At 61.4% G+C, this 19605-nt stretch carries 17 protein-coding genes; 5 read left to right on the top strand and 12 right to left on the bottom strand.

All coding sequences use genetic code 11. The features are described 5' to 3' along the window. Positions 1–142 precede the first annotated feature (142 nt). The 3 genes from cysN to J3A71_RS05285 form a co-directional block, all read right to left on the bottom strand. Positions 143–2044 (bottom strand): sulfate adenylyltransferase subunit CysN, encoded by a 1902-nt coding sequence (cysN, locus tag J3A71_RS05295; RefSeq protein WP_060517463.1) that lies wholly within the window; start codon positions 2042–2044, stop codon positions 143–145. A gap of 16 nt (positions 2045–2060) precedes the next feature. Then, on the bottom strand, positions 2061–2978 hold the full coding sequence (gene cysD, locus J3A71_RS05290; protein ID WP_003251799.1) for a sulfate adenylyltransferase subunit CysD: 918 nt from the start codon (positions 2976–2978) through the stop codon (positions 2061–2063). Positions 2979–3222: 244 nt separating this feature from the next. Continuing rightward, positions 3223–3981 (bottom strand): Nif3-like dinuclear metal center hexameric protein, encoded by a 759-nt coding sequence (locus J3A71_RS05285; protein WP_016488994.1) that lies wholly within the window; start codon positions 3979–3981, stop codon positions 3223–3225. Between the two features lie 168 nt (positions 3982–4149). On the opposite strand from J3A71_RS05285, the gene algW reads away from it, so the two are divergent. Further along, positions 4150–5310, top strand: a complete 1161-nt coding sequence (gene algW, locus J3A71_RS05280) for a Do family serine endopeptidase AlgW (RefSeq protein ID WP_016488995.1) — start codon at positions 4150–4152, stop codon at positions 5308–5310. A gap of 129 nt (positions 5311–5439) precedes the next feature. Here the strand turns inward: algW and J3A71_RS05275 are convergent, their stop codons facing one another. From J3A71_RS05275 to J3A71_RS05260, 4 genes are all read right to left on the bottom strand, one after another. Further along, positions 5440–6204: an amino acid ABC transporter ATP-binding protein gene (locus J3A71_RS05275; protein WP_016498022.1), complete on the bottom strand. Its 765-nt coding sequence runs from the start codon at positions 6202–6204 to the stop codon at positions 5440–5442. 10 nt (positions 6205–6214) lie between these two features. Continuing rightward, a complete protein-coding gene (locus J3A71_RS05270; protein ID WP_016488997.1) occupies positions 6215–7312 on the bottom strand; it encodes an amino acid ABC transporter permease in 1098 nt (365 codons plus the stop codon). Positions 7313–7322: 10 nt separating this feature from the next. Further along, positions 7323–8501, bottom strand: coding sequence for an amino acid ABC transporter permease (locus J3A71_RS05265; protein WP_096426731.1), 1179 nt, complete (start codon positions 8499–8501; stop codon positions 7323–7325). Between the two features lie 67 nt (positions 8502–8568). Next, the gene (locus J3A71_RS05260) at positions 8569–9597 is read right to left on the bottom strand and encodes an amino acid ABC transporter substrate-binding protein (protein ID WP_016488999.1); all 1029 of its coding nucleotides are present in this window, start codon (positions 9595–9597) and stop codon (positions 8569–8571) included. A 332-nt stretch (positions 9598–9929) separates the two neighbouring features. Here J3A71_RS05260 and J3A71_RS05255 point away from each other — a divergent pair, with 332 nt between their 5' ends. Then, entirely contained in the window at positions 9930–10586 is a 657-nt protein-coding gene (locus J3A71_RS05255) for an alpha/beta fold hydrolase (protein WP_016489000.1), read from the top strand. A gap of 100 nt (positions 10587–10686) precedes the next feature. Next, a complete protein-coding gene (gene rhlB / locus J3A71_RS05250; RefSeq protein WP_070086394.1) occupies positions 10687–12150 on the top strand; it encodes an ATP-dependent RNA helicase RhlB in 1464 nt (487 codons plus the stop codon). Between the two features lie 130 nt (positions 12151–12280). On the opposite strand, the gene moaE is transcribed toward rhlB, so the two are convergent. From moaE to J3A71_RS05225, 5 genes are all read right to left on the bottom strand, one after another. Beyond that, positions 12281–12727 carry a molybdopterin synthase catalytic subunit MoaE gene (moaE, locus tag J3A71_RS05245; RefSeq protein ID WP_016489002.1) on the bottom strand — a complete coding sequence of 149 codons (447 nt, stop codon included), beginning with the start codon at positions 12725–12727 and terminating at the stop codon, positions 12281–12283. Between the two features lie 2 nt (positions 12728–12729). After that, entirely contained in the window at positions 12730–12975 is a 246-nt protein-coding gene (locus J3A71_RS05240; RefSeq protein WP_016489003.1) for a MoaD/ThiS family protein, read from the bottom strand. After that, positions 12975–13445: a cyclic pyranopterin monophosphate synthase MoaC gene (gene moaC / locus J3A71_RS05235; RefSeq protein ID WP_016489004.1), complete on the bottom strand. Its 471-nt coding sequence runs from the start codon at positions 13443–13445 to the stop codon at positions 12975–12977. Before moaC ends, J3A71_RS05240 begins: the two co-directional genes overlap by 1 nt. 210 nt (positions 13446–13655) lie before the next feature. Then, a complete protein-coding gene (locus tag J3A71_RS05230; protein ID WP_016489005.1) occupies positions 13656–15050 on the bottom strand; it encodes a PhoH family protein in 1395 nt (464 codons plus the stop codon). Between the two features lie 265 nt (positions 15051–15315). After that, complete coding sequence (locus tag J3A71_RS05225; RefSeq protein ID WP_096426732.1) at positions 15316–16458, bottom strand: polysaccharide deacetylase family protein; 1143 nt, start codon at positions 16456–16458, stop codon at positions 15316–15318. A gap of 137 nt (positions 16459–16595) precedes the next feature. On the opposite strand from J3A71_RS05225, the gene yaaA reads away from it, so the two are divergent. Together yaaA and J3A71_RS05215 are read left to right on the top strand one after the other, a co-directional pair. Further along, entirely contained in the window at positions 16596–17375 is a 780-nt protein-coding gene (gene yaaA, locus J3A71_RS05220; protein WP_096426733.1) for a peroxide stress protein YaaA, read from the top strand. 865 nt (positions 17376–18240) lie between these two features. Then, entirely contained in the window at positions 18241–19557 is a 1317-nt protein-coding gene (locus J3A71_RS05215) for a UDP-glucose/GDP-mannose dehydrogenase family protein (RefSeq protein WP_023047936.1), read from the top strand. The last annotated feature ends 48 nt before the right edge of the window (positions 19558–19605 follow it).

Below are 19605 nucleotides of genomic sequence, written 5' to 3'. Positions count from 1 at the left end.
TCGCGGCTAAAGCCGCTCCTACAGTGATCGCGCAAACTTTCAGATTCTCAACAAAGCGGTTGGCCTTAAAGGCTCCGCACAACCCAAGGATTACGCGCATAAAAAAACCCGCCGAAGCGGGTTTTTTCTTGCAGGCCAGCGCTTAGATCGCGCCGCGCTGACGCAGCACGTCCAGCACCAGTTTCACACCTTCATCCACGCTGGTGGCCTGGGTGTCGATCACAAGGTCGGCATCCAGCGGCACATCGAACGGGAAGCTTTCGCCCGGGATGTTTTCGCCACCGGCCGCGTACAGGCCTTGCGGGTCACGCTCGCGGCAAGCCAGCGGCGAAGCCTGTACGTACACCGTCACCAGGCGGTCTTTGCCGATCAGGGCCTTGGCCTGTTCGCGGCCTTCGGCATCCGGGGCCACGAACGCAGCCAGGGTCAGCAGGCCGGCTTCGTTGAACTGGCGCGCCACATGGGCGGCGCGGCGCCAGTTTTCGGTGCGGCCGGCGCGGTCTTGCGGCAGGCCCTTGTTCAGGTCGTGGCGCAGGTTCTGGCCGTCCAGCACGTACACCGCACGGCCCATGTCGAACAGCTTGCGCTCCACGGCATAGGCCAGGGTGCTCTTGCCAGCACCGGACAGGCCGCTGAACAGCACGGTGGCTGGCTGCTGGCCGAAGCGCAGGGCGCGCTCTTCGGTAGCCACGTGGGCCTGCTTGCCATGCTGGCCGGTGCTGCCGTGTGGCAGAACGGGTGGCGCGATGATCATGCCGGCACCGACGGTGCCGTTGGTCAGGCGGTCGATGACAATGAACGCACCGGTGGTGCGGTTGCTGTCGTAGCCGTCCAGGGCGATCGAGGTGTCCAGCGCTACCTTCACGCGGCCGATCTCGTTCAGCTGCAGCGCGCTGGCAGCGCCCTGCTCCAGGGTGTTCACATCGACCTTGTGGGTGATGCTGGCAATCGAGCCCGGCACATAGCTGGTGGCGCGCTTGATGTCGTACTTCTTGCCCGGGAGCATTGGCTCCTCGGCCATCCACACCAGCATGGCGTCGAACTGATCGGTCACTGGCGGCACGTTGTCGGCATGTACCAGCAGGTCGCCACGGGAGATGTCAATCTCGTCTTCCATGGTCAGGGTCACGGCCTGGCCTGGGCCGGCGTTTTCCAGCTCACCTTCGTAGGTGACGATGGACTTGACGCGGCTGCTCTTGCCCGACGGCAGCACGACGATTTCGTCGCCCTTGTGCACCACGCCACTGGCGATGGTGCCGGCGAAGCCGCGGAAGTTCAGGTTCGGGCGGTTCACGTACTGCACCGGGAAGCGCAGGTCGGTGAAGTTGCGGTCGGCCGCAACCTCGACGGTTTCGAGGATTTCCATCAGCGTCGGGCCGGCGTACCACGGCGATTGCTCGCTGTGGTTGACCACGTTGTCGCCCTTGAGCGCCGACATTGGTACGAAGTGCAGGCTGCTCGGGGTCAGGTTGATGGCTTCGGCAAACTTCAGGTAGTCGGCCTTGATCGACTCGAAGACGCCTTCATCGAAGCCCTTCAGGTCCATCTTGTTGACTGCGACCACGATGTGCTTGATGCCCAGCAGCGAGGCAATGTAGCTGTGGCGACGGGTCTGGGTCTGCACTCCATAGCGGGCATCGACCAGGATAATCGCCAGGTCACAGGTGGACGCACCGGTGGCCATGTTGCGGGTGTACTGCTCGTGGCCAGGGGTGTCGGCGATGATGAACTTGCGTTTGGCGGTGGAGAAGTAGCGGTAGGCGACATCGATGGTGATGCCCTGCTCGCGCTCGGCCTGCAGGCCGTCGACCAGCAGTGCCAGGTCAACTTCTTCGCCGGTAGTGCCGACTTTCTTCGAATCACGGGTGATGGCTTCGAGGTGGTCCTCGTAGATCATCTTCGAGTCGTGCAGCAGGCGCCCGATCAGGGTGCTCTTGCCGTCATCCACGTTGCCACAGGTGAGGAAACGCAGCAGTTCTTTGCGCTCGTGCTGAGCCAGATAAGCGAGGATGTCTTCGCTGATCAAATCGGATTGGTGCGACATGGAGTAACCCTGAAAATTAGAAGTAGCCCTGACGTTTCTTGTCTTCCATGGAACCGGCGCCATCGTGGTCGATGACCCGGCCCTGGCGCTCGGAAGTGCGCGTCAGGAGCATTTCCTGAATGATGTCGGTCAGCGTTTCGGCTTCCGACTCGACAGCCCCCGTCAACGGGTAGCAACCGAGGGTACGGAAACGCACCTTCTTCTTGACGATACGGGCTTTCTCTTCCTCGGAGAGGTGCTCGAGGATACGCTCGTCGTCGATCATGATCAGGGTGCCGTTCTTCTCGATGACTTCACGCTCGGCGGCGAAGTACAGCGGCACGATCGGGATGCCTTCTAGGTAGATGTACTGCCAGATGTCCAGCTCGGTCCAGTTCGACAGCGGGAACACGCGGATCGACTCGCCCTTGTTGACCTTGCCGTTGTACACGTTCCACAGCTCGGGGCGCTGGTTCTTCGGGTCCCAGCGGTGCTTGCTGTCGCGGAACGAATACACACGCTCTTTGGCCCGCGACTTCTCTTCGTCGCGGCGCGCGCCACCAAAGGCGGCGTCGAAACCATGCTTGTCCAGTGCCTGCTTCAGGCCCTGGGTCTTCATGATGTCGGTGTGCTTGGAGCTGCCATGGGTGAACGGGTTGATGCCCTGCGCCACACCCTCAGGGTTGACGTGGGTGATCAGTTCCAGGCCCATTTCCTCGACCATCTTGTCGCGGAAGCTGTACATCTCCTGGAATTTCCACTGGGTGTCGACGTGCATCACCGGGAACGGCAGCTTGCCCGGGAAGAAGGCCTTGCGCGCCAGGTGCAGCATCACGGCGGAATCCTTGCCGATCGAGTACAGCATCACCGGGTTGTCGAACTCGGCGGCCACCTCGCGGATAATGTGGATGCTCTCCGCCTCCAGCTGTTTCAAGTGCGTCAGTTTGTCGACCATGGCTACTCACGAAAAACGATCTTATGGACGGCCTGCGGGCCGTGTTCGAGCGAGCCACTTTATCACAGCGGCTGCTTCTATTTAGGAGGCGGGCTAGATCGAAAAGGTCTAACGATATGACTGCGGGTTTGGGCTGCCAGGGCCGGCCCTTTCGCGGGCTCGCCCGCTCCCACAGGTATTGCCCCCCAGGCTTGGTGCGATCCCTGTGGGAGCGGGCGAGCCCGCGAAGCAGGCAACGCTGATATCAAATGGGATTGGGGCAATCGATGAACAGGTGCTCCACGGCAAACCGCCGCGCCAGGTAATCGCCCAGCGCCTGCACCCCGTAACGCTCGGTGGCATGGTGCCCGGCAGCAATGAAACTGACGCCATTCTCGCGCGCACTGTGATAGGTCTGCTCCGACGCCTCGCCGGTCAGGTACAGGTCCACCCCGGCGGCAATCGCCGTGTCGATGTAACCCTGCCCGCCACCGGTGCACCAGCCGACCCGGCGGATCATCTGCTCCCCCTCCACCAGCAATGGCTCACGCCCCAGCACTTCCTGAACCCGCCGGGCAAAATCGCGGGCAGTCACAGGTTCGGCCAGTGAGCCGACCAACCCGACCACCTTGGGGTTCTCCGGGTCCAGCGGCCCTTCGACGGTGATGTCCAGTTGCCGCGCCAGCTGCACGTTGTTGCCCACCTCCGGGTGAACATCCAGCGGCAGGTGAAACGCCAGCAGGCTGATGTCGTTGTTCAGCAAGGTTTTCAGACGACGCTGGCGGATACCGGTGATGCACGGGTTCTCACCCTTCCAGAAGTAACCATGGTGCACCAGCACCAGGTCGGCCTGGGCCTCGACCGCAGCATCCAGCAACGCCTGGCTGGCGGTAACACCACTGACGATACGGCTGACCTGCGGCCGGCCCTCTACTTGCAGGCCATTGGGGCAATAATCCTGGATCTTCGCGCTGCCCAGGTAACGCTCGGCTTCCTCGACCAGGGTGTTTAGAGCGACGGCCATGAAAATCTCCTCGAAAACTGCGCTTTTCTCGGGCGCAACGCCAATGGAACGCCCGTATAATGCCGGCCATTATGGGCCGTCGCCGGCACTGGGGGAACCGGTGTATGATCCCGCGCGCTCATGCCCCACTGCGCGGCCACTGGCCCTCGCTCTTTCCAGGATTCGTTCATGTTCAAGGCTTTGCGTTACTTTGGCTGGCCCCTGCTTACCGGCGTACTGATCGCCATGCTGATCATCCAGCGCTTCCCGGAGTGGGTAGGCCTGCCCAGCCAGGACGTCAACCTGCAACAGGCACCGCAGACCACGCGGATCATGCAAGGCCCGGTGTCGTACGCCGACGCCGTGACACTGGCTGCCCCTGCAGTGGTCAACCTGTACACCACCAAGGTGGTGAACAAGAGCGCACATCCGCTGTTCGAAGACCCGCAGTTCCGCCGCTTCTTCGGCGATAACCTGCCCAAGCAGCGCCGCTGGGAGTCGAGCCTGGGCTCGGCGGTGATCATGAGCCCCGAGGGCTACCTGCTGACCAACAACCATGTCACCAGCGGCGCCGACCAGATCGTCGTGGCCCTGAAAGATGGCCGCGAAACCCTGGCCCGCGTGATCGGCAGCGACCCGGAAACCGACCTGGCGGTGCTGAAGATTGACCTGAAGAACCTGCCGGCGATCACCATAGGCCGTTCGGACACCATTCACATCGGCGACGTGTCGCTGGCCATCGGCAACCCGTTTGGTGTTGGCCAGACCGTGACCATGGGTATCATCAGCGCTACCGGCCGTAACCAGCTGGGCCTGAACAACTACGAAGACTTCATCCAGACCGACGCAGCGATCAACCCCGGCAACTCGGGCGGCGCGCTGGTCGATGCCAATGGCAACCTGGTTGGCATCAACACCGCGATTTTCTCCAAGTCCGGCGGTTCACAAGGCATTGGCTTCGCCATCCCGGTGAAACTGGCACTGGAGGTAATGAAGTCGATCGTCGAGCACGGCCAGGTGATCCGTGGCTGGCTGGGCATCGAGGTGCAACCGCTGAGCCAGGAGCTGGCCGAATCGTTCGGCATGAAGGACCGCCCGGGTATCGTGGTTGCAGGTATTTTCCGCGAAGGCCCGGCGGCCAAGGCCGGGTTGCAACTGGGTGACGTGATCCTGAGCATCAACGGCGAACCGGCCGGTGATGGCCGCAAGTCGATGAACCAAGTGGCGCGGATCAAACCCAACGAGAAGATCACCATCGAGGTGATGCGCAATGGGCAGCAGTTGAAGCTGGTTGCCGAGGTGGGGCTGCGGCCGCCGCCGGCGCCGGCTGCCAGCCAGGAAGAGAAATAAACCCAGGGCCGCGTTGCGGCTCTTCGCGGGCACGCCCGCTCCCACAGGAACTACGCAGGCTCCAAAGCCAGCGCTAAGCCTGTGGGAGCGCGCGTGCCCGCGAAGGGCTGCCGCGCAGCCCAAACAGCATCAATGCAGGATCTGGCTCAGGAACAACCGGGTCCGGTCACTGCGCGGCCGGTCGAAGAAGTCATCCGGCGCCGCCTGCTCTACAATCTCCCCCTTGTCCATGAAGATCACCCGGTTCGCCACGGTGCGGGCAAAACCCATCTCGTGGGTCACGCAGAGCATGGTCATGCCGTCTTCGGCCAGGCCCACCATGGTATCGAGCACTTCCTTGACCATTTCAGGGTCCAGCGCCGAGGTCGGCTCGTCGAACAGCATGATCTTCGGCTTCATGCACAGCGCACGGGCAATCGCCACACGCTGCTGCTGGCCACCCGACAATTGCCCCGGGTACTTGTGCGCCTGCTCGGGAATACGCACGCGCTCCAAATAATGCATGGCAATTTCCTCGGCCTTGCGCCGCGGCATCTTGCGCACCCACATCGGCGCCAAGGTGCAGTTTTCCAGAATGCTCAGGTGCGGGAACAGGTTGAAGTGCTGGAACACCATGCCCACTTCACGGCGGATGGCCTCGATCTGCTTGAGGTCGTTGGTCAGCTCGACGCCATCGACCACGATGCGCCCCTGCTGGTGCTCTTCCAGGCGGTTGAGGCAACGGATGGTGGTGGACTTGCCCGAGCCGGATGGCCCGCACAGCACAATGCGCTCCCCCTGGCGCACGTTCAGGTTGATGTCCTTGAGCACATGGAACTGGCCGTACCACTTGTTCACACCCTGCATCTGGATGATGCCTTCGGGGCCGGCAGGCTGCTTGATCGCTTCACTCATTTCGAAACTCCTAACGCTTGTGGCCAGTGTCCAGCTTGCGCTCCAGGTGCATGGAGTAGCGGGACATACCGAAACAGAAAATCCAGAACACCAGGGCGGCGAACACATAGCCCTCGGTAGCCATGCCCAGCCAGGCCGGGTCGGCGGCGGCTTGCTTGACGCTGTTCAGCAGGTCGAACAGGCCGATGATGATCACCAGGCTGGTGTCCTTGAACAGGGCAATGAAAGTGTTGACGATGCCGGGAATCACCAGCTTGAGCGCCTGCGGCAGAATCACCAGGCCCATCGAACGCCAATAGCCCAGGCCCATGGCGGCGGCAGCTTCGTACTGGCCCTTGGGGATGGCCTGCAAACCACCGCGCACCACCTCGGCGATATACGCCGACTGGAACAGGATCACGCCGATCATCGCCCGCAGCAGCTTGTCGAAGCTCATGCCTTCGGGCAGGAACAACGGCAGCATCACCGACGACATGAACAGCACGGTGATCAATGGCACGCCGCGCCAGAACTCGATGAAGGTCACGCACACCACCTTCACGGCCGGCATCCTCGAACGCCGGCCCAGGGCCAGCAGGATGCCCAGTGGCAAGGCGCCGACGATACCCACGGTGGCAATCACCAGGGTCAGCATCAGCCCGCCCCACTGGCTGGTCGGTACGCTCTCCAGGCCCAGGTACCCACCGTGCAGCAGGGTGTAGGCCAGTACCGGGTACAGCACCAGAAAGCCCAGGCCGTAGAAGGCCTTGCGCGGGAAGCGCTTGATGAACAGCGGCGCAGCGCCGATGACGGCAAGCCACACCGTCAGGTCCACCCGCCAGCGCAGCTCGGCCGGGTAGTAGCCGTACATGAACTGGCCAAAGCGCTGCTGCACGAACACCCAGCAGGCGCCCTCCTTGGTGCAGTCGGCGCGTGTGGTGCCGACCCAGTTGGCGTCGATCAAAGCCCACTGAACAAGCGGCGGTACGATCAGCCATACCAGGTAGATGGCGAACAGGGTCAACAGCGTGTTGAGCCAGCTGGAGAACAGATTGGCACGCATCCATGCGAGCACGCCGACGGTTTTCACCGGTGGCGGCATATCGGGTTTGAAAACATGGGCATTCACGGGCGTATCCTCACCGCTCGATCAGCGCAATGCGCTTGTTGTACCAGTTCATCAGCAGCGAAATGCTGATGCTGATGGCGAGATAGACACTCATGGTGATGGCGATCACCTCGATAGCCTGGCCGGTCTGATTGAGCACGGTGCCGGCGAACAGCGAGACCATCTCCGGGTAGCCGATACCGGCCGCCAGCGACGAGTTCTTCGCCAGGTTCAGGTACTGGCTGGTCAGCGGCGGAATGATCACCCGCAGTGCCTGGGGAATGATCACCTTGCGCAGGGTCGGGCCCTCGCGCAGGCCCAGCGAGCGCGCGGCCTCGGTCTGGCCATGGCTGACCGAACGGATGCCAGAACGCACGATTTCAGCGATGAAAGCTGCCGTGTAGATAGTCAGCGCCAAGGTCAGCGCCAGCAGTTCGGGGATCAGCACCCAGCCACCGACGAAGTTGAAGCCCTTGAGCTGCGGCACCTCCCAGCTTACCGGGCTGCCGAACAACAGCACGCTCAGGCCCGGGATGACGAGCAGTAGCGCCAGCCCCACCCAGAACTTGTGGAACTGCACGCCGGTCTCGTCGAAGCGCTTGTTGGCCAGGCGCACCATCACGACAGTGGCGGCAATCGCCACCCCCAAGGCAACGACGAACGGCCAGAAGCCATCGGCCATGGACGCGCCCGGCATGTTCAGGCCACGGTTGCTGATAAAGAACATATCGTCGATGTTGATGCTGCCGCGCGGTCCCGGCAGGGTCAGGAACACGGCGAAGTACCAGAACAGGATCTGCAGCAGCGGCGGAATGTTGCGGAAGGTTTCCACATACACGGTCGCCAGTTTGTTGATCATCCAGTTCGGTGACAGGCGAGCCACCCCGATGATGAAGCCCAGAACCGTCGCCAGGATGACGCCGATGAAGGTGACCAGCAGGGTATTGAGCAGGCCGATGACGAACACCCGCGCATAACTGTCGGATTCCACATAGGGGATCAGGTGCTGGGCGATGCCGAAGCCGGCACTGCGGTCGAGAAAGTCGAAGCCCGAGGTGATACCCCGGTGTTGCAGGTTGGTTTGCGTGTTGTGGAACAGGTACCAGCCCAGGCCGACCACGAAGACGATCGTGAGGATCTGGAACAGCCACGCGCGCACACGCGGATCGTTAAGGGACAAGCCCTTGGGTGCGCCGATTTGATTTTGCATGAAGTGCCCCGGACAGTAGGGATTCGAACAGCCTGCAGCGGCGGGATGCCGCCGCAGGGTGCAACCATCAGCGCACTGGTGGCGCGTACTGGATGCCGCCGTTGTTCCACAGGGCGTTCATGCCACGGTCGATCTTCAGGTCGGTGCTCTGGCCCAGGTTCTTCTCGAACACTTCACCGTAGTTGCCGACTTGCTTGACGATCTGTACTACCCAGTCTTTGGGCAGCTTGAGGTCCTTGCCGTACTCACCATCCGCACCCAACAGGCGGGCGACGTCAGGGTTTTTGGTGCCCTTGGCTTCGGCCTCGACATTTTTCGAGGTGATGCCTGCTTCTTCGGCGTTGAGCATGGCGAACAGGGTCCACTTGACGATGCTGAACCACTCCTCGTCGCCTTTACGCACCACCGGGCCCAGTGGCTCCTTGGAGATGGTTTCCGGCAGTACCACGTAGTCGGTCGGCGCGGCCAGCTTGGAACGCTGGGCAAACAGCTGCGACTTGTCCGAGGTCAGCACGTCGCAACGGCCCGACTCCAGCGACTTGGCGCTTTCGTCCGAGGTGTCGAAGGTGATCGGGGTGTACTTCAGGTTATTGGCGCGGAAGAAGTCCGACACGTTCAACTCGGTGGTGGTACCGGCCTGGATACAGATGGTTGCGCCATCGAGCTCTTTGGCGCTGGATACACCCAGCTTCTTGTTGACCAGGAAGCCAACCCCGTCGTAGTAGGTGACACCGGCAAACACCAGGCCCATGCCGGCATCGCGCGAGCTGGTCCAGGTGGTGTTGCGCGACAGCACGTCGACCTCGCCCGACTGCAGGGCGGTGAAGCGTTCCTTGGCGTTGAGCTGGCTGAACTTGACCTTGGTCGCGTCGCCGAACACGGCAGCGGCCACGGCGCGGCAGACATCGGCGTCGATACCGACGATCTTGCCTTGCGCATCAGGTACCGAGAAGCCCGGAAGACCGTCGCTCACGCCACACTGGACGAAGCCCTTCTTCTTGACCGCATCGAGGGTGGCGCCGGCCTGGGCATTGCTCACGGCGCCCAGTGCGGCGGCAGCGGTCAGGACTGCCAGGGTGGTTTTCAACATCTTCATTCACAACCTCCAAATCGCTCTTGTTGTATCGAGCCGGAATTGCACCGCACCCTTTTGAGGCGTATCCGACCCGTATTGGCTTGTTATTGGGTCACTTGGCGCAATGGACTGTTCTGTGACAGCCTTCGCGTGCAAAGGGTGTTACCGTTTCGGCCTGCCCTTTGCATCGCAGATTGAATTGCAAAGCGCGTACCAGATTCTCTGGCTGTAGCGTTTAAGCGCTCGTCAAGTGGGGAAAGTTGTATCGTTGCGACATTCTTTTTCCGACAATCATTTCCAGCGCCTTCTTTTCACGCACGCCATAACAAGACCCGCACACTTTCGGAGCAGTCATGACCAACCCGCTGATTCTCGAACCACAGAAAACCGCTGATGCCTGTGTGATCTGGTTGCACGGTTTGGGGGCCGACCGTTACGACTTCCTACCGGTAGCCGAATTCATGCAGGAGCGCCTGCTCAGCACCCGGTTCATCATGCCCCAGGCCCCGACCCGGCCAGTCACCATAAATGGCGGTTATGCCATGCCCAGCTGGTATGACATCAAGGCCATGACCCCGGCCCGCGCCATTGACGAAGCGCAGCTGGAAGCGTCAGCCGAGCAAGTGGTTGCCCTGATCAAGGCCGAGCAGGCCAAAGGCATCAACCTGTCCCGTATCTTCCTGGCCGGTTTTTCCCAAGGTGGCGCGGTGGTGCTGCACACTGCCTATATAAAGTGGCAAGAAGCACTGGGTGGGGTGATTGCCCTGTCCACCTATGCCCCCACCTTCAACGACCAGCACCAGTTGAGTGCCTGCCAGCAGCGCACCCCGGCCCTGTGCCTGCATGGCGTGCATGACCCGGTGGTGATCCCGTCCATGGGCCGCACCGCTTTCGAGTACCTGAACACCTGGGGCGTCGCCGCCCGCTGGCACGAATACCCGATGGAACACGAAGTGGTGGTCGAAGAACTGAACGACATCTACGAATGGTTGAGCAAACAGCTGCAATAGGCTGGCTCTCTTGTAGTTGTGGGAGTATTCCACTACGCCGCGCCCGGATCTTGCATTACACTGCCCGGCGTACATTCCTTAATCAGTTGATGAGACGATCGTGCTCAAAGCACTCAAGAAAATATTCGGCAAGGGAGACGCCGCGCCACACGCCGTTGCTCCTGCTGCCAGCGTGGCACCGCCTGCGCCCGCACCCGCCAGCGAGGCCCGGCCCGCAGCAAAACCGGCCGTAGCGCATGCCAACCCCGCCCCAAAGGCTGAACAACCCGCTGCTGCTACGCCACCTGCCGACAAAGCGGCCAAGGACAAACCGCGTCGCGAGCGCAAGCCCAAGCCACAGGCCAGCCTGTGGAAACCGGAAGACTTCGTGGTCGAGCCGCAGGAAGGCAAGACCCGCTTCCACGACTTCAAGCTGTCCAACGAGCTGATGCACGCCATCCACGACCTGGGCTTCCCGTACTGCACGCCGATCCAGGCGCAGGTGCTGGGGTATACCCTGCGTGGTCAGGACGCCATTGGCCGGGCCCAAACAGGTACCGGCAAGACTGCGGCGTTCCTGATCTCGATCATTTCCCAACTGCAGCAGACGCCACCGCCCAAGGAACGCTACATGGGCGAGCCACGCGCGCTGATCATCGCCCCTACCCGCGAGCTGGTGGTGCAGATCGCCAAGGACGCCGTGGCGCTTACCAAGTACACCGGCCTGAACGTCATGAGCTTTGTTGGCGGCATGGACTTCGACAAGCAGCTCAAAGCCCTTGAAGCACGCCACTGCGACATCCTGGTGGCCACCCCGGGCCGCCTGCTGGACTTCAACCAGCGCGGCGAAGTGCACCTGGACATGGTCGAGGTGATGGTGCTGGACGAAGCCGACCGCATGCTCGACATGGGTTTCATCCCACAAGTGCGCCAGATCATTCGCCAGACACCACCGAAAAGCGAGCGCCAGACCCTGCTGTTCTCCGCCACCTTCACCGACGACGTGATGAACCTGGCGAAGCAGTGGACCACCAACCCGGCCATCGTCGAGATCGAGCCGGAAAACGTGGCCAGCGAAACGGTCGAGCAGCACGTGTATGCAGTGGCGGGTAGCGACAAATACAAGCTGCTGTACAACCTGGTGACCCAGAACAACTGGGAACGGGTGATGGTGTTTGCCAACCGCAAGGACGAAGTGCGGCGCATCGAGGAAAAACTGGTGCGCGACGGCATCAATGCCGCCCAGCTGTCGGGCGATGTGCCCCAGCACAAGCGCATCCGCACCCTGGAAAACTTCCGCGAAGGGCGCATCACGGTGCTGGTGGCCACCGACGTGGCCGGGCGTGGCATCCATATCGATGGTATCAGCCACGTGATCAACTTCACCCTGCCAGAAGACCCGGACGACTACGTGCACCGCATTGGCCGTACCGGCCGCGCGGGGGCCAGTGGCGTGTCGATCAGTTTTGCCGGGGAGGATGACTCGTACCAGTTGCCGGCGATCGAAGAGCTGCTGGGGCGCAAGATCAAGTGCGAAATGCCGCCCGATGAGCTGCTAAAGCCGGTGCCGCGCAAACACCACTGACCTGTGCCGGCCTCTTCGCGGGACAAGCCCGCTCCCACAGATTTTCCGCTGCCCTTGGGTTCAGCAAAGCACCTGTGGGAGCGGGCTTGCCCCGCGAACCGGGGCAAAGCCCCGGCCATCAGACAGCAATCTACCAGCGCCCCGCCGCATCCTGGTCACTCTGCTTGCCTTCAACCCACCGCGGCCCTTCCTGGGTATTTTCCTTCTTCCAGAACGGCGCCCGGGTCTTCAGGTAGTCCATGATGAAGTTGCAGGCCTCGAACGCCGCCTGCCGATGGGCGCTGGCCACGCCAACAAACACGATCGGCTCGCCCGGTTCCAGCGCACCGATGCGGTGCAAAACCTCCACCTTGAGCAACGGCCAGCGCTGCTCGGCCTCGACCACGATCTTGGCCAGCGCCTTTTCGGTCATGCCCGGGTAGTGCTCAAGGAACATCCCCGCCACTTCGCGGCCATCGTTGAAATCCCGCACATAGCCAACAAAACCGACCACCGCGCCCACGCCAACATTGGCCGCATGCATGGCATTCACCTCGGCCCCTGGGTCGAACGCGCCGTGTTGCACTCGCACTGCCATGTTCAGCCTCCGGTCACCGGCGGGAAGAACGCCACTTCATCACCCTCTTGCAGTGGCTCATCGAGCTTGCACAGCTCTTCGTTGCGCGCGCACATCAGGTTCTGCTCAGCCAGCACCGCATAGTGCCCACCCTTGCCCACCAGGGCCTGGCGCACATCGTCCAGCACCTTGAACGCGCCCTCTACACGCTCGCCATCCACACCCAGCAGTTCGCGGTAGCGGGCGAAGTACATCACCTTGACCTTCATCATGCCTGCACCTTGTAGTGGCCACTTTTGCCACCGAGCTTTTCCAGCAGGCGTACCTGTTCGATGACCATGCCCTTGTCCACAGCCTTGCACATGTCATAGATCGTCAGCGCGGCAACGCTTGCAGCGGTCAGCGCCTCCATCTCCACGCCGGTCTGCCCGGCCAGCTTGCAACGGGCGACAATCCGCACGGCGTCCTGGCCCTCGGCACTGAGCTCGACCTTGACGCTGGTCAGCATCAGCGGGTGGCACAGCGGGATCAGGTCGCTGGTCTTCTTCGCCGCCTGGATCCCGGCAATGCGCGCCACGGCGAACACGTCGCCCTTGGGATGCTCCCCGTCGACGATCATCTGCAAGGTCTGCGGCAACATGCGCACCCGCGCCTCGGCAGTGGCCTCGCGCTCGGTCACGGCCTTTTCAGTGACGTCGACCATATTGGCCCGCCCCTGGGAATCAAGATGTGTCAGCACTGCTCTGCTCCTGTGAAGGGAACTGGCAGTGTAAACCTGTGGGTCAGGTTTGAGCAGAGGTATGAGGCATGCACATCACCTGTAGGAGCAGCCTTGTGCTGCGAAAGGGCCAGCATGACTGGAAAATAGCCCTGCGTGTAATGGCCTCTTCGCAGGACAAGGCTGCTCCTGCAAGGGAAGGCCGGGCGGCTAACCGCCCGGCGGTGACGGTTACAGATGCGACTCGGCGTACTCGGCCAGCACCGAGCGGGGCACGCCCTGCAGGGTGATGTGCACGCCGTGGGGGAAGTCCTTGAAGCGCTCGGTCAGGTAGGTCAGGCCCGAGCTGGTCGCGGACAGGTAGGGGGTGTCGATCTGCGCCAGGTTACCCAGGCAGACCACCTTGGACCCGGAGCCGGCACGGGTGATGATGGTTTTCATCTGGTGCGGCGTCAGGTTCTGGCACTCGTCGATCAGGATCAGGCTCTGCTGGAAGCTACGGCCTCGGATGTAGTTCAGCGACTTGAACTGCAGTGGCACGCGCTCGAGGATGTACTCCACGCTGCCATGGGTGCTTTCGTCATCCATGTGCAAAGCTTCGAGGTTATCGGTGATGGCGCCCAGCCACGGCTCCATCTTCTCGGCCTCGGTACCCGGCAGGAAGCCGATCTCCTGGTCCAGCCCCTGCACGCTGCGGGTAGCGATGATGCGCCGGTAGCGCTTGCTGACCATGGTCTGCTCGATGGCTGCGGCCAGGGCCAGAATGGTTTTGCCGGACCCGGCTGCGCCGGTCAGGTTGACCAGGTGGATATCCGGGTCGAGCAGGGCAAACAGTGCCAGGCTCTGGTGGATGTCACGAGGCTTCAGCCCCCAGGCTTCCTGGTGCAGCAGTGGCTCCTGGTGCAGGTCGAGCAACAGCAGCTCATCGTTGCGGATACCCTTGATCCAGCCGACAAAGCCCTGCTCATCGATAATGAACTCGTTGATGTGCACCGCAGGCAGGTTGTCGATCATCTGCACCCGATGCCAGGTGCGGCCGCGCTCCTGGCGGGTATCGACCTTGCTGACGCGGTCCCAGAACGAACCGGTGACCGAATGGTAGCCCTTGGACAACAAGGACACGTCGTCGACCAGCTGGTCGGTGCTGTAATCCTCGGCCGCAATGCCACAGGCGCGCGCCTTGAGGCGCATGTTGATGTCTTTGGTGACCAGCACCACGTCCAGGTCGGTGCGCCGCGCCCGTACTTCGAGCAGCTGGTTGATGATGATGTTGTCGTTGAGGGTTTCCGGCAGCAGCTTGTTCGGCTCGTTGCGCGGGGTCATCAGGATGGACAGGAACCCCTTGGGCCCGCTCTTGTTGCGCTGGATCGGTACGCCCTGCTCGACATCGTTGGGCGAGGCGTCGCCGAGGGTCTGGTCGATCAGGCGGATGGCCTGGCGGCATTCGGCGGCGATGGTCTGTTTGCCGGTCTTGAGCTTGTCGAGTTCCTCCAGCACCGTCATCGGAATGGCGACGTGGTGCTCCTCGAAGTTGAGTAATGCGTTGGGGTCGTGAATCAGGACGTTGGTATCGAGCACATACAGGATTGGCTTGCTGGAGGAAGGGTTGCGTCCTTGGTCATCCATACTCGGTCACCTTATGTCGAAGCCATACGGCACGGTCTGTTGCGCCGCAAAGTGACTACCGTTCTCCCCGTATCCGCGTTGTTACGGGCGGGAAGCGAACCTGGCTAGGTGGGCCTGGATGACGCCACCTGTGCTGCAGGAATCGGCTGTCTGGTTTCTTCATACCGCAAAAACCATGACCGTAAAAAGCATTTTTACGTGTTTTTGAACTTTATTTTTCCGATTGACGAAGAGGCCTTGGCGACAGCGCCAGAGGGGGCTACGCTCAGAAGTCATACCCCTGTTCGCCATAAGCATATTCCCGGCAATCCGCCCAGCCGATGCCGCTCTGGGCAGTATTTCGCAGCAACCACTCTACCGCTGGCTGAGCCTTGGGCAGGCTGTCATGGAGCTGGATCACGCCCTTGCGCCACAACAGCATCAGGGTCAGCACCCGCTGCGCAGAGGCCTCTGCGCTCAGCGCGCCATCGTCCAGGGCATCGATATCCCACAACGACACGCGCAGTTGCTGGCGGGCCATGAACGCCTCGCCATCGGCCCGGCGCTGCCCATATGGTGGCCGGAACAACGGCACGTACTGTGCCGGCAGGTCAGCCTGCACCCGTGCCTGGCTACGCCGCAGCGAGTCCTGCCAGCCCGTCCATTGGGCATGGGAACGGTATTCCCAGCCTTGGATGCCTACACACTGCCCGCGGTAGAGCTGGCGCAAGGCATTTGCCGCCCCGGCGTCACGACGTTGCTGCAAGCGGTTGCCCAGCACGAAGAATGTAGCTTGAAGCTTTTGCCGGCGCAGGTAGTCGGCAAGCAGATCGGTGTTACCACCCTCTGGCCCTGGTCCGCCGACAAAGGTCAGCAAGAACATACGGTCGTTCAGTTCATCGCCAGTGCGCTCCCGCGCAGACAGCCGCTCCACCTCGCTGCTGGTCTGCGGCAGCAAGGCGGCCTTGCGCAGCTGCTCGTCCAGGTAACGCACGTGGAACTGGTGGCTCGGCTCAATCCAGTTTGTATAGAACGTGCCGACATCGGCCGCGAACGTTGCTGCCTGCGTACGTAAATCTGCCATTGAAGTTACCGGGTAGCAGAATGAGGCATCCTGCTCGCAGCTGCGCTGCGCCTGCTCATACCCCTGCCACAGGCGCTGCCACAGGCGCGCGCGCACAAGACGCACCTTTTGCAGGTTGATCTGCCGCAAGCCTAGCCGCGCCGCCAGCGCCGCGTCGTCCAGCAACTCGCTTTCATGCAGTACCTGCGCAAACGAGAGGATTTCGGCCCGCGAAGCCACATCGAACAGCGCCGGGCTGTTCAGTTGCTCGGGCCACAGGCTGCGATCCAGGCTTACCTGGGGTGAAGGGGCGGCTTGCACGGCAAGGCTCAGCAGCGCGGCCAGCAAGGCAAAGGCAATGCGCACGGTGGAGGGCTCCGCATCGACAAAACGCGAACTATAGCGCCTGCGCCGGCCATGGTCTGTGACTATCGTCGCCATAGTTTGGACTTGCACCGCCCAGCCCGTAGAATCTTGGGTCAACGATGCCAGGAGCCGACCCGATGCTGACGGTGATTTCACCCGCCAAGACCCTCGACTACGACACCAAGCCTGTGACCGAACGTTTCACCCTGCCCCAGTACCTGGACGACTCACAGGTACTGATCCAGCAGCTGCGCGAGCTGTCGCCTGCGCAGATCAGCGAACTGATGCACCTGTCCGACAAGCTCGCGGGCCTGAACGCCGCCCGCTTCGGCAGCTGGACCCCGGACTTCACCCCGGCCAATGCCAAGCAGGCACTGCTGGCGTTCAAGGGTGATGTGTACACCGGCCTCGACGCAGAGAGCCTGGGCGAGGACGACTTCAGCTACGCGCAAGACCACCTGCGCATGCTTTCGGGTCTGTACGGCCTGCTGCGTCCGCTGGACCTGATGCAACCCTATCGCCTGGAAATGGGCACCAAGCTGGCCAACGCCCGCGGCACGGACTTGTATGCCTTCTGGGGCACACGCATCAGTGAATGGCTGAACCAGGCCCTGGCCGAACAAGGCGATGACGTGCTGCTGAACCTGGCCAGCAACGAGTACTTCAGTGCAGTGAAACGCAGCGCACTGAAGGCCCGAGTGATCAATGTCGACTTCAAGGACTTGAAGAACGGTCAGTACAAGATCATCAGCTTTTACGCCAAGAAAGCTCGCGGCATGATGAGCCGCTTCGTTATCCAGCAGCGCATCAGCGACCCGGAACAGCTCAAGCAGTTCGATGTGCAGGGGTACTACTACAGTGCCGAGCAGTCAAAGGCTGATCATCTGGTGTTTTTGCGGGATCATCCCTCGGATTGATCCTGTGACGCCCTCTTCGCAGCTAAAGCCGCTGCCACAGGGATTGCGCGGGCCGGGAGCTCAGCGCGCCCCAGTTGGCAGCAGGCCTTGGCCGCGAAGAGCCTGCTGCCATTAAACCTCCCCTCCGCCCTGATTTGGGGCTCGATGCAAATCGCCATCACGTCACGATTTCGGCGCCAGAAAAACATCACCCCTACCTTTATCGCAAAACGCCATAAGACCGTTCATACCTTTTTTGACGAATTCTGAAAATTTTTTTCGGATGCTGGCATAAAAATATCCCGTTACAGTTTCACCCTTTATACACGGGGGTGAACTACCCGCGTGCTATCAAATTGAAACTGCCGACAGCTGAATAAATATTTAGAAATCTTTCATCCGGTCGAAACCCACTCAGGAACTTCTTATGCGGCAGATCGCTCATAGTGCCGTAACGATTTTCCTGCCTACGGGCTGTGAGAGATGACTTACAGGTGACAGAGGCAGATATCTACTCACTGCCTTGGTAACTTCAACAGGTTGCACGGGGTCCCCCGAAAACCTTGCCCATGCAGGAGAGAAGCGTCCCTTACAAATCGTCCTAGTGGTTGATTTCAAAGGATTTATCCACTTGAAAAAACAAGCACAGCAGTGTGCCAAGTAGCGCATTGCAATAAAGACGGCTGCATGCCAGGGCACGTTTTTTATTAATGGCTTTTGACTGCCAACTTTAAGTGCATAAGTTTGTGCGCTCCGGATTTATTTTGCCTGCGCTCGGCCAAGTGTGCATTCGCCATGAATCCGTGCGCCTGAAAAACTGTTGTTAATCAACCCAGCCCGACTCTCTGCGGAGGTGTCGGCGTGATAAACACATGAGGTGATAGCGATGCGTATCAGCATCTTTGGTTTGGGTTATGTGGGTGCAGTCTGTGCAGGCTGCCTGACGGCGCGTGGCCATGAAGTGATCGGTGTGGACGTGTCCAGCACCAAGATTGACCTGATCAACCAGGGCAAGTCGCCCATCGTCGAACCTGGCCTGGAAGCACTGCTGCAACAGGGCATCGCCAATGGCCGTCTGCGCGGCACTACCGACTTCGCCGAAGCCATCCGCGCCAGCGACGTTTCGATGATCTGCGTGGGTACGCCCAGCAAGAAGAACGGCGACCTGGGCCTGGAGTACATTGAGTCGGTATGCCGTGAGATCGGCTACGTACTGCGTGACACCACCCGCCGTCACACCATCGTGGTGCGCAGCACCGTGCTGCCGGGTACCGTCAAGAACGTGGTCATCCCGATCCTCGAAGACTGCTCGGGCAAACAAGCCGGCGTCGACTTCGGCGTCGCGGTAAACCCGGAATTCCTGCGTGAAAGCACCGCGATCAAGGACTACGACCAGCCCCCGATGACCGTCATCGGCGAACTGGACAGCGCCAGTGGCGACATCCTGCAAGCCCTGTACGAAGAACTCGACGCCCCGGTCATCCGCAAGCCGATCGAAGTGGCCGAGATGATCAAGTACACCTGCAACGTGTGGCACGCCACCAAAGTCACCTTCGCCAACGAAATCGGCAACATCGCCAAAGCGGTAGGCGTTGATGGGCGTGAAGTGATGGACGTGGTCTGCCAGGACACGGTACTGAACCTGTCCCAGTACTACATGCGCCCAGGCTTTGCCTTCGGCGGCTCATGCCTGCCCAAGGACGTGCGCGCCCTCACCTACCGTGCCGCCAGCCTGGACGTGCGCGCCCCGCTGCTCGACTCGCTGATGCGCAGCAACGAATCGCAGGTGCAAAACGCCTTCGAACTGATCGAAGCCCACGACAAGCGCAAGGTCGCCCTGCTTGGCCTGAGCTTCAAGGCCGGTACCGATGACCTGCGCGAAAGCCCGCTGGTAGAACTGGCCGAGCGCCTGATCGGCAAGGGCTACCAGTTGGACATCTTTGACGAGAACGTTCAGTACGCCCGCATGCATGGCGCCAACAAGGACTACATCGAGTCGAAGATCCCGCACGTGTCGTCGCTGCTCAATGCCGACCTCCAGCAGGTGATCGACAACGCCGACATCATCGTCCTGGGCAACCGTGACGAGCAGTTCCGCACGCTGGCCCAGCAAGCGCCAGCCGGCAAGCAGGTGATCGACCTGGTCGGCTTCATGAGCAAACCGAGCAGCACCACCAGCCGTACCGAAGGCATCTGCTGGTAAGCCCTCGGCCGGGCGACGCGGCCGAGCCTGCGTCGCCCACCCTTTCCC

It is taken from the genome of Pseudomonas sp. PvP089, assembly GCF_017875165.1.
Classification (GTDB): Bacteria; Pseudomonadota; Gammaproteobacteria; order Pseudomonadales; family Pseudomonadaceae; genus Aquipseudomonas; species Aquipseudomonas fortuita.
This window is presented reverse-complemented; position numbering and strand designations above follow the sequence as displayed.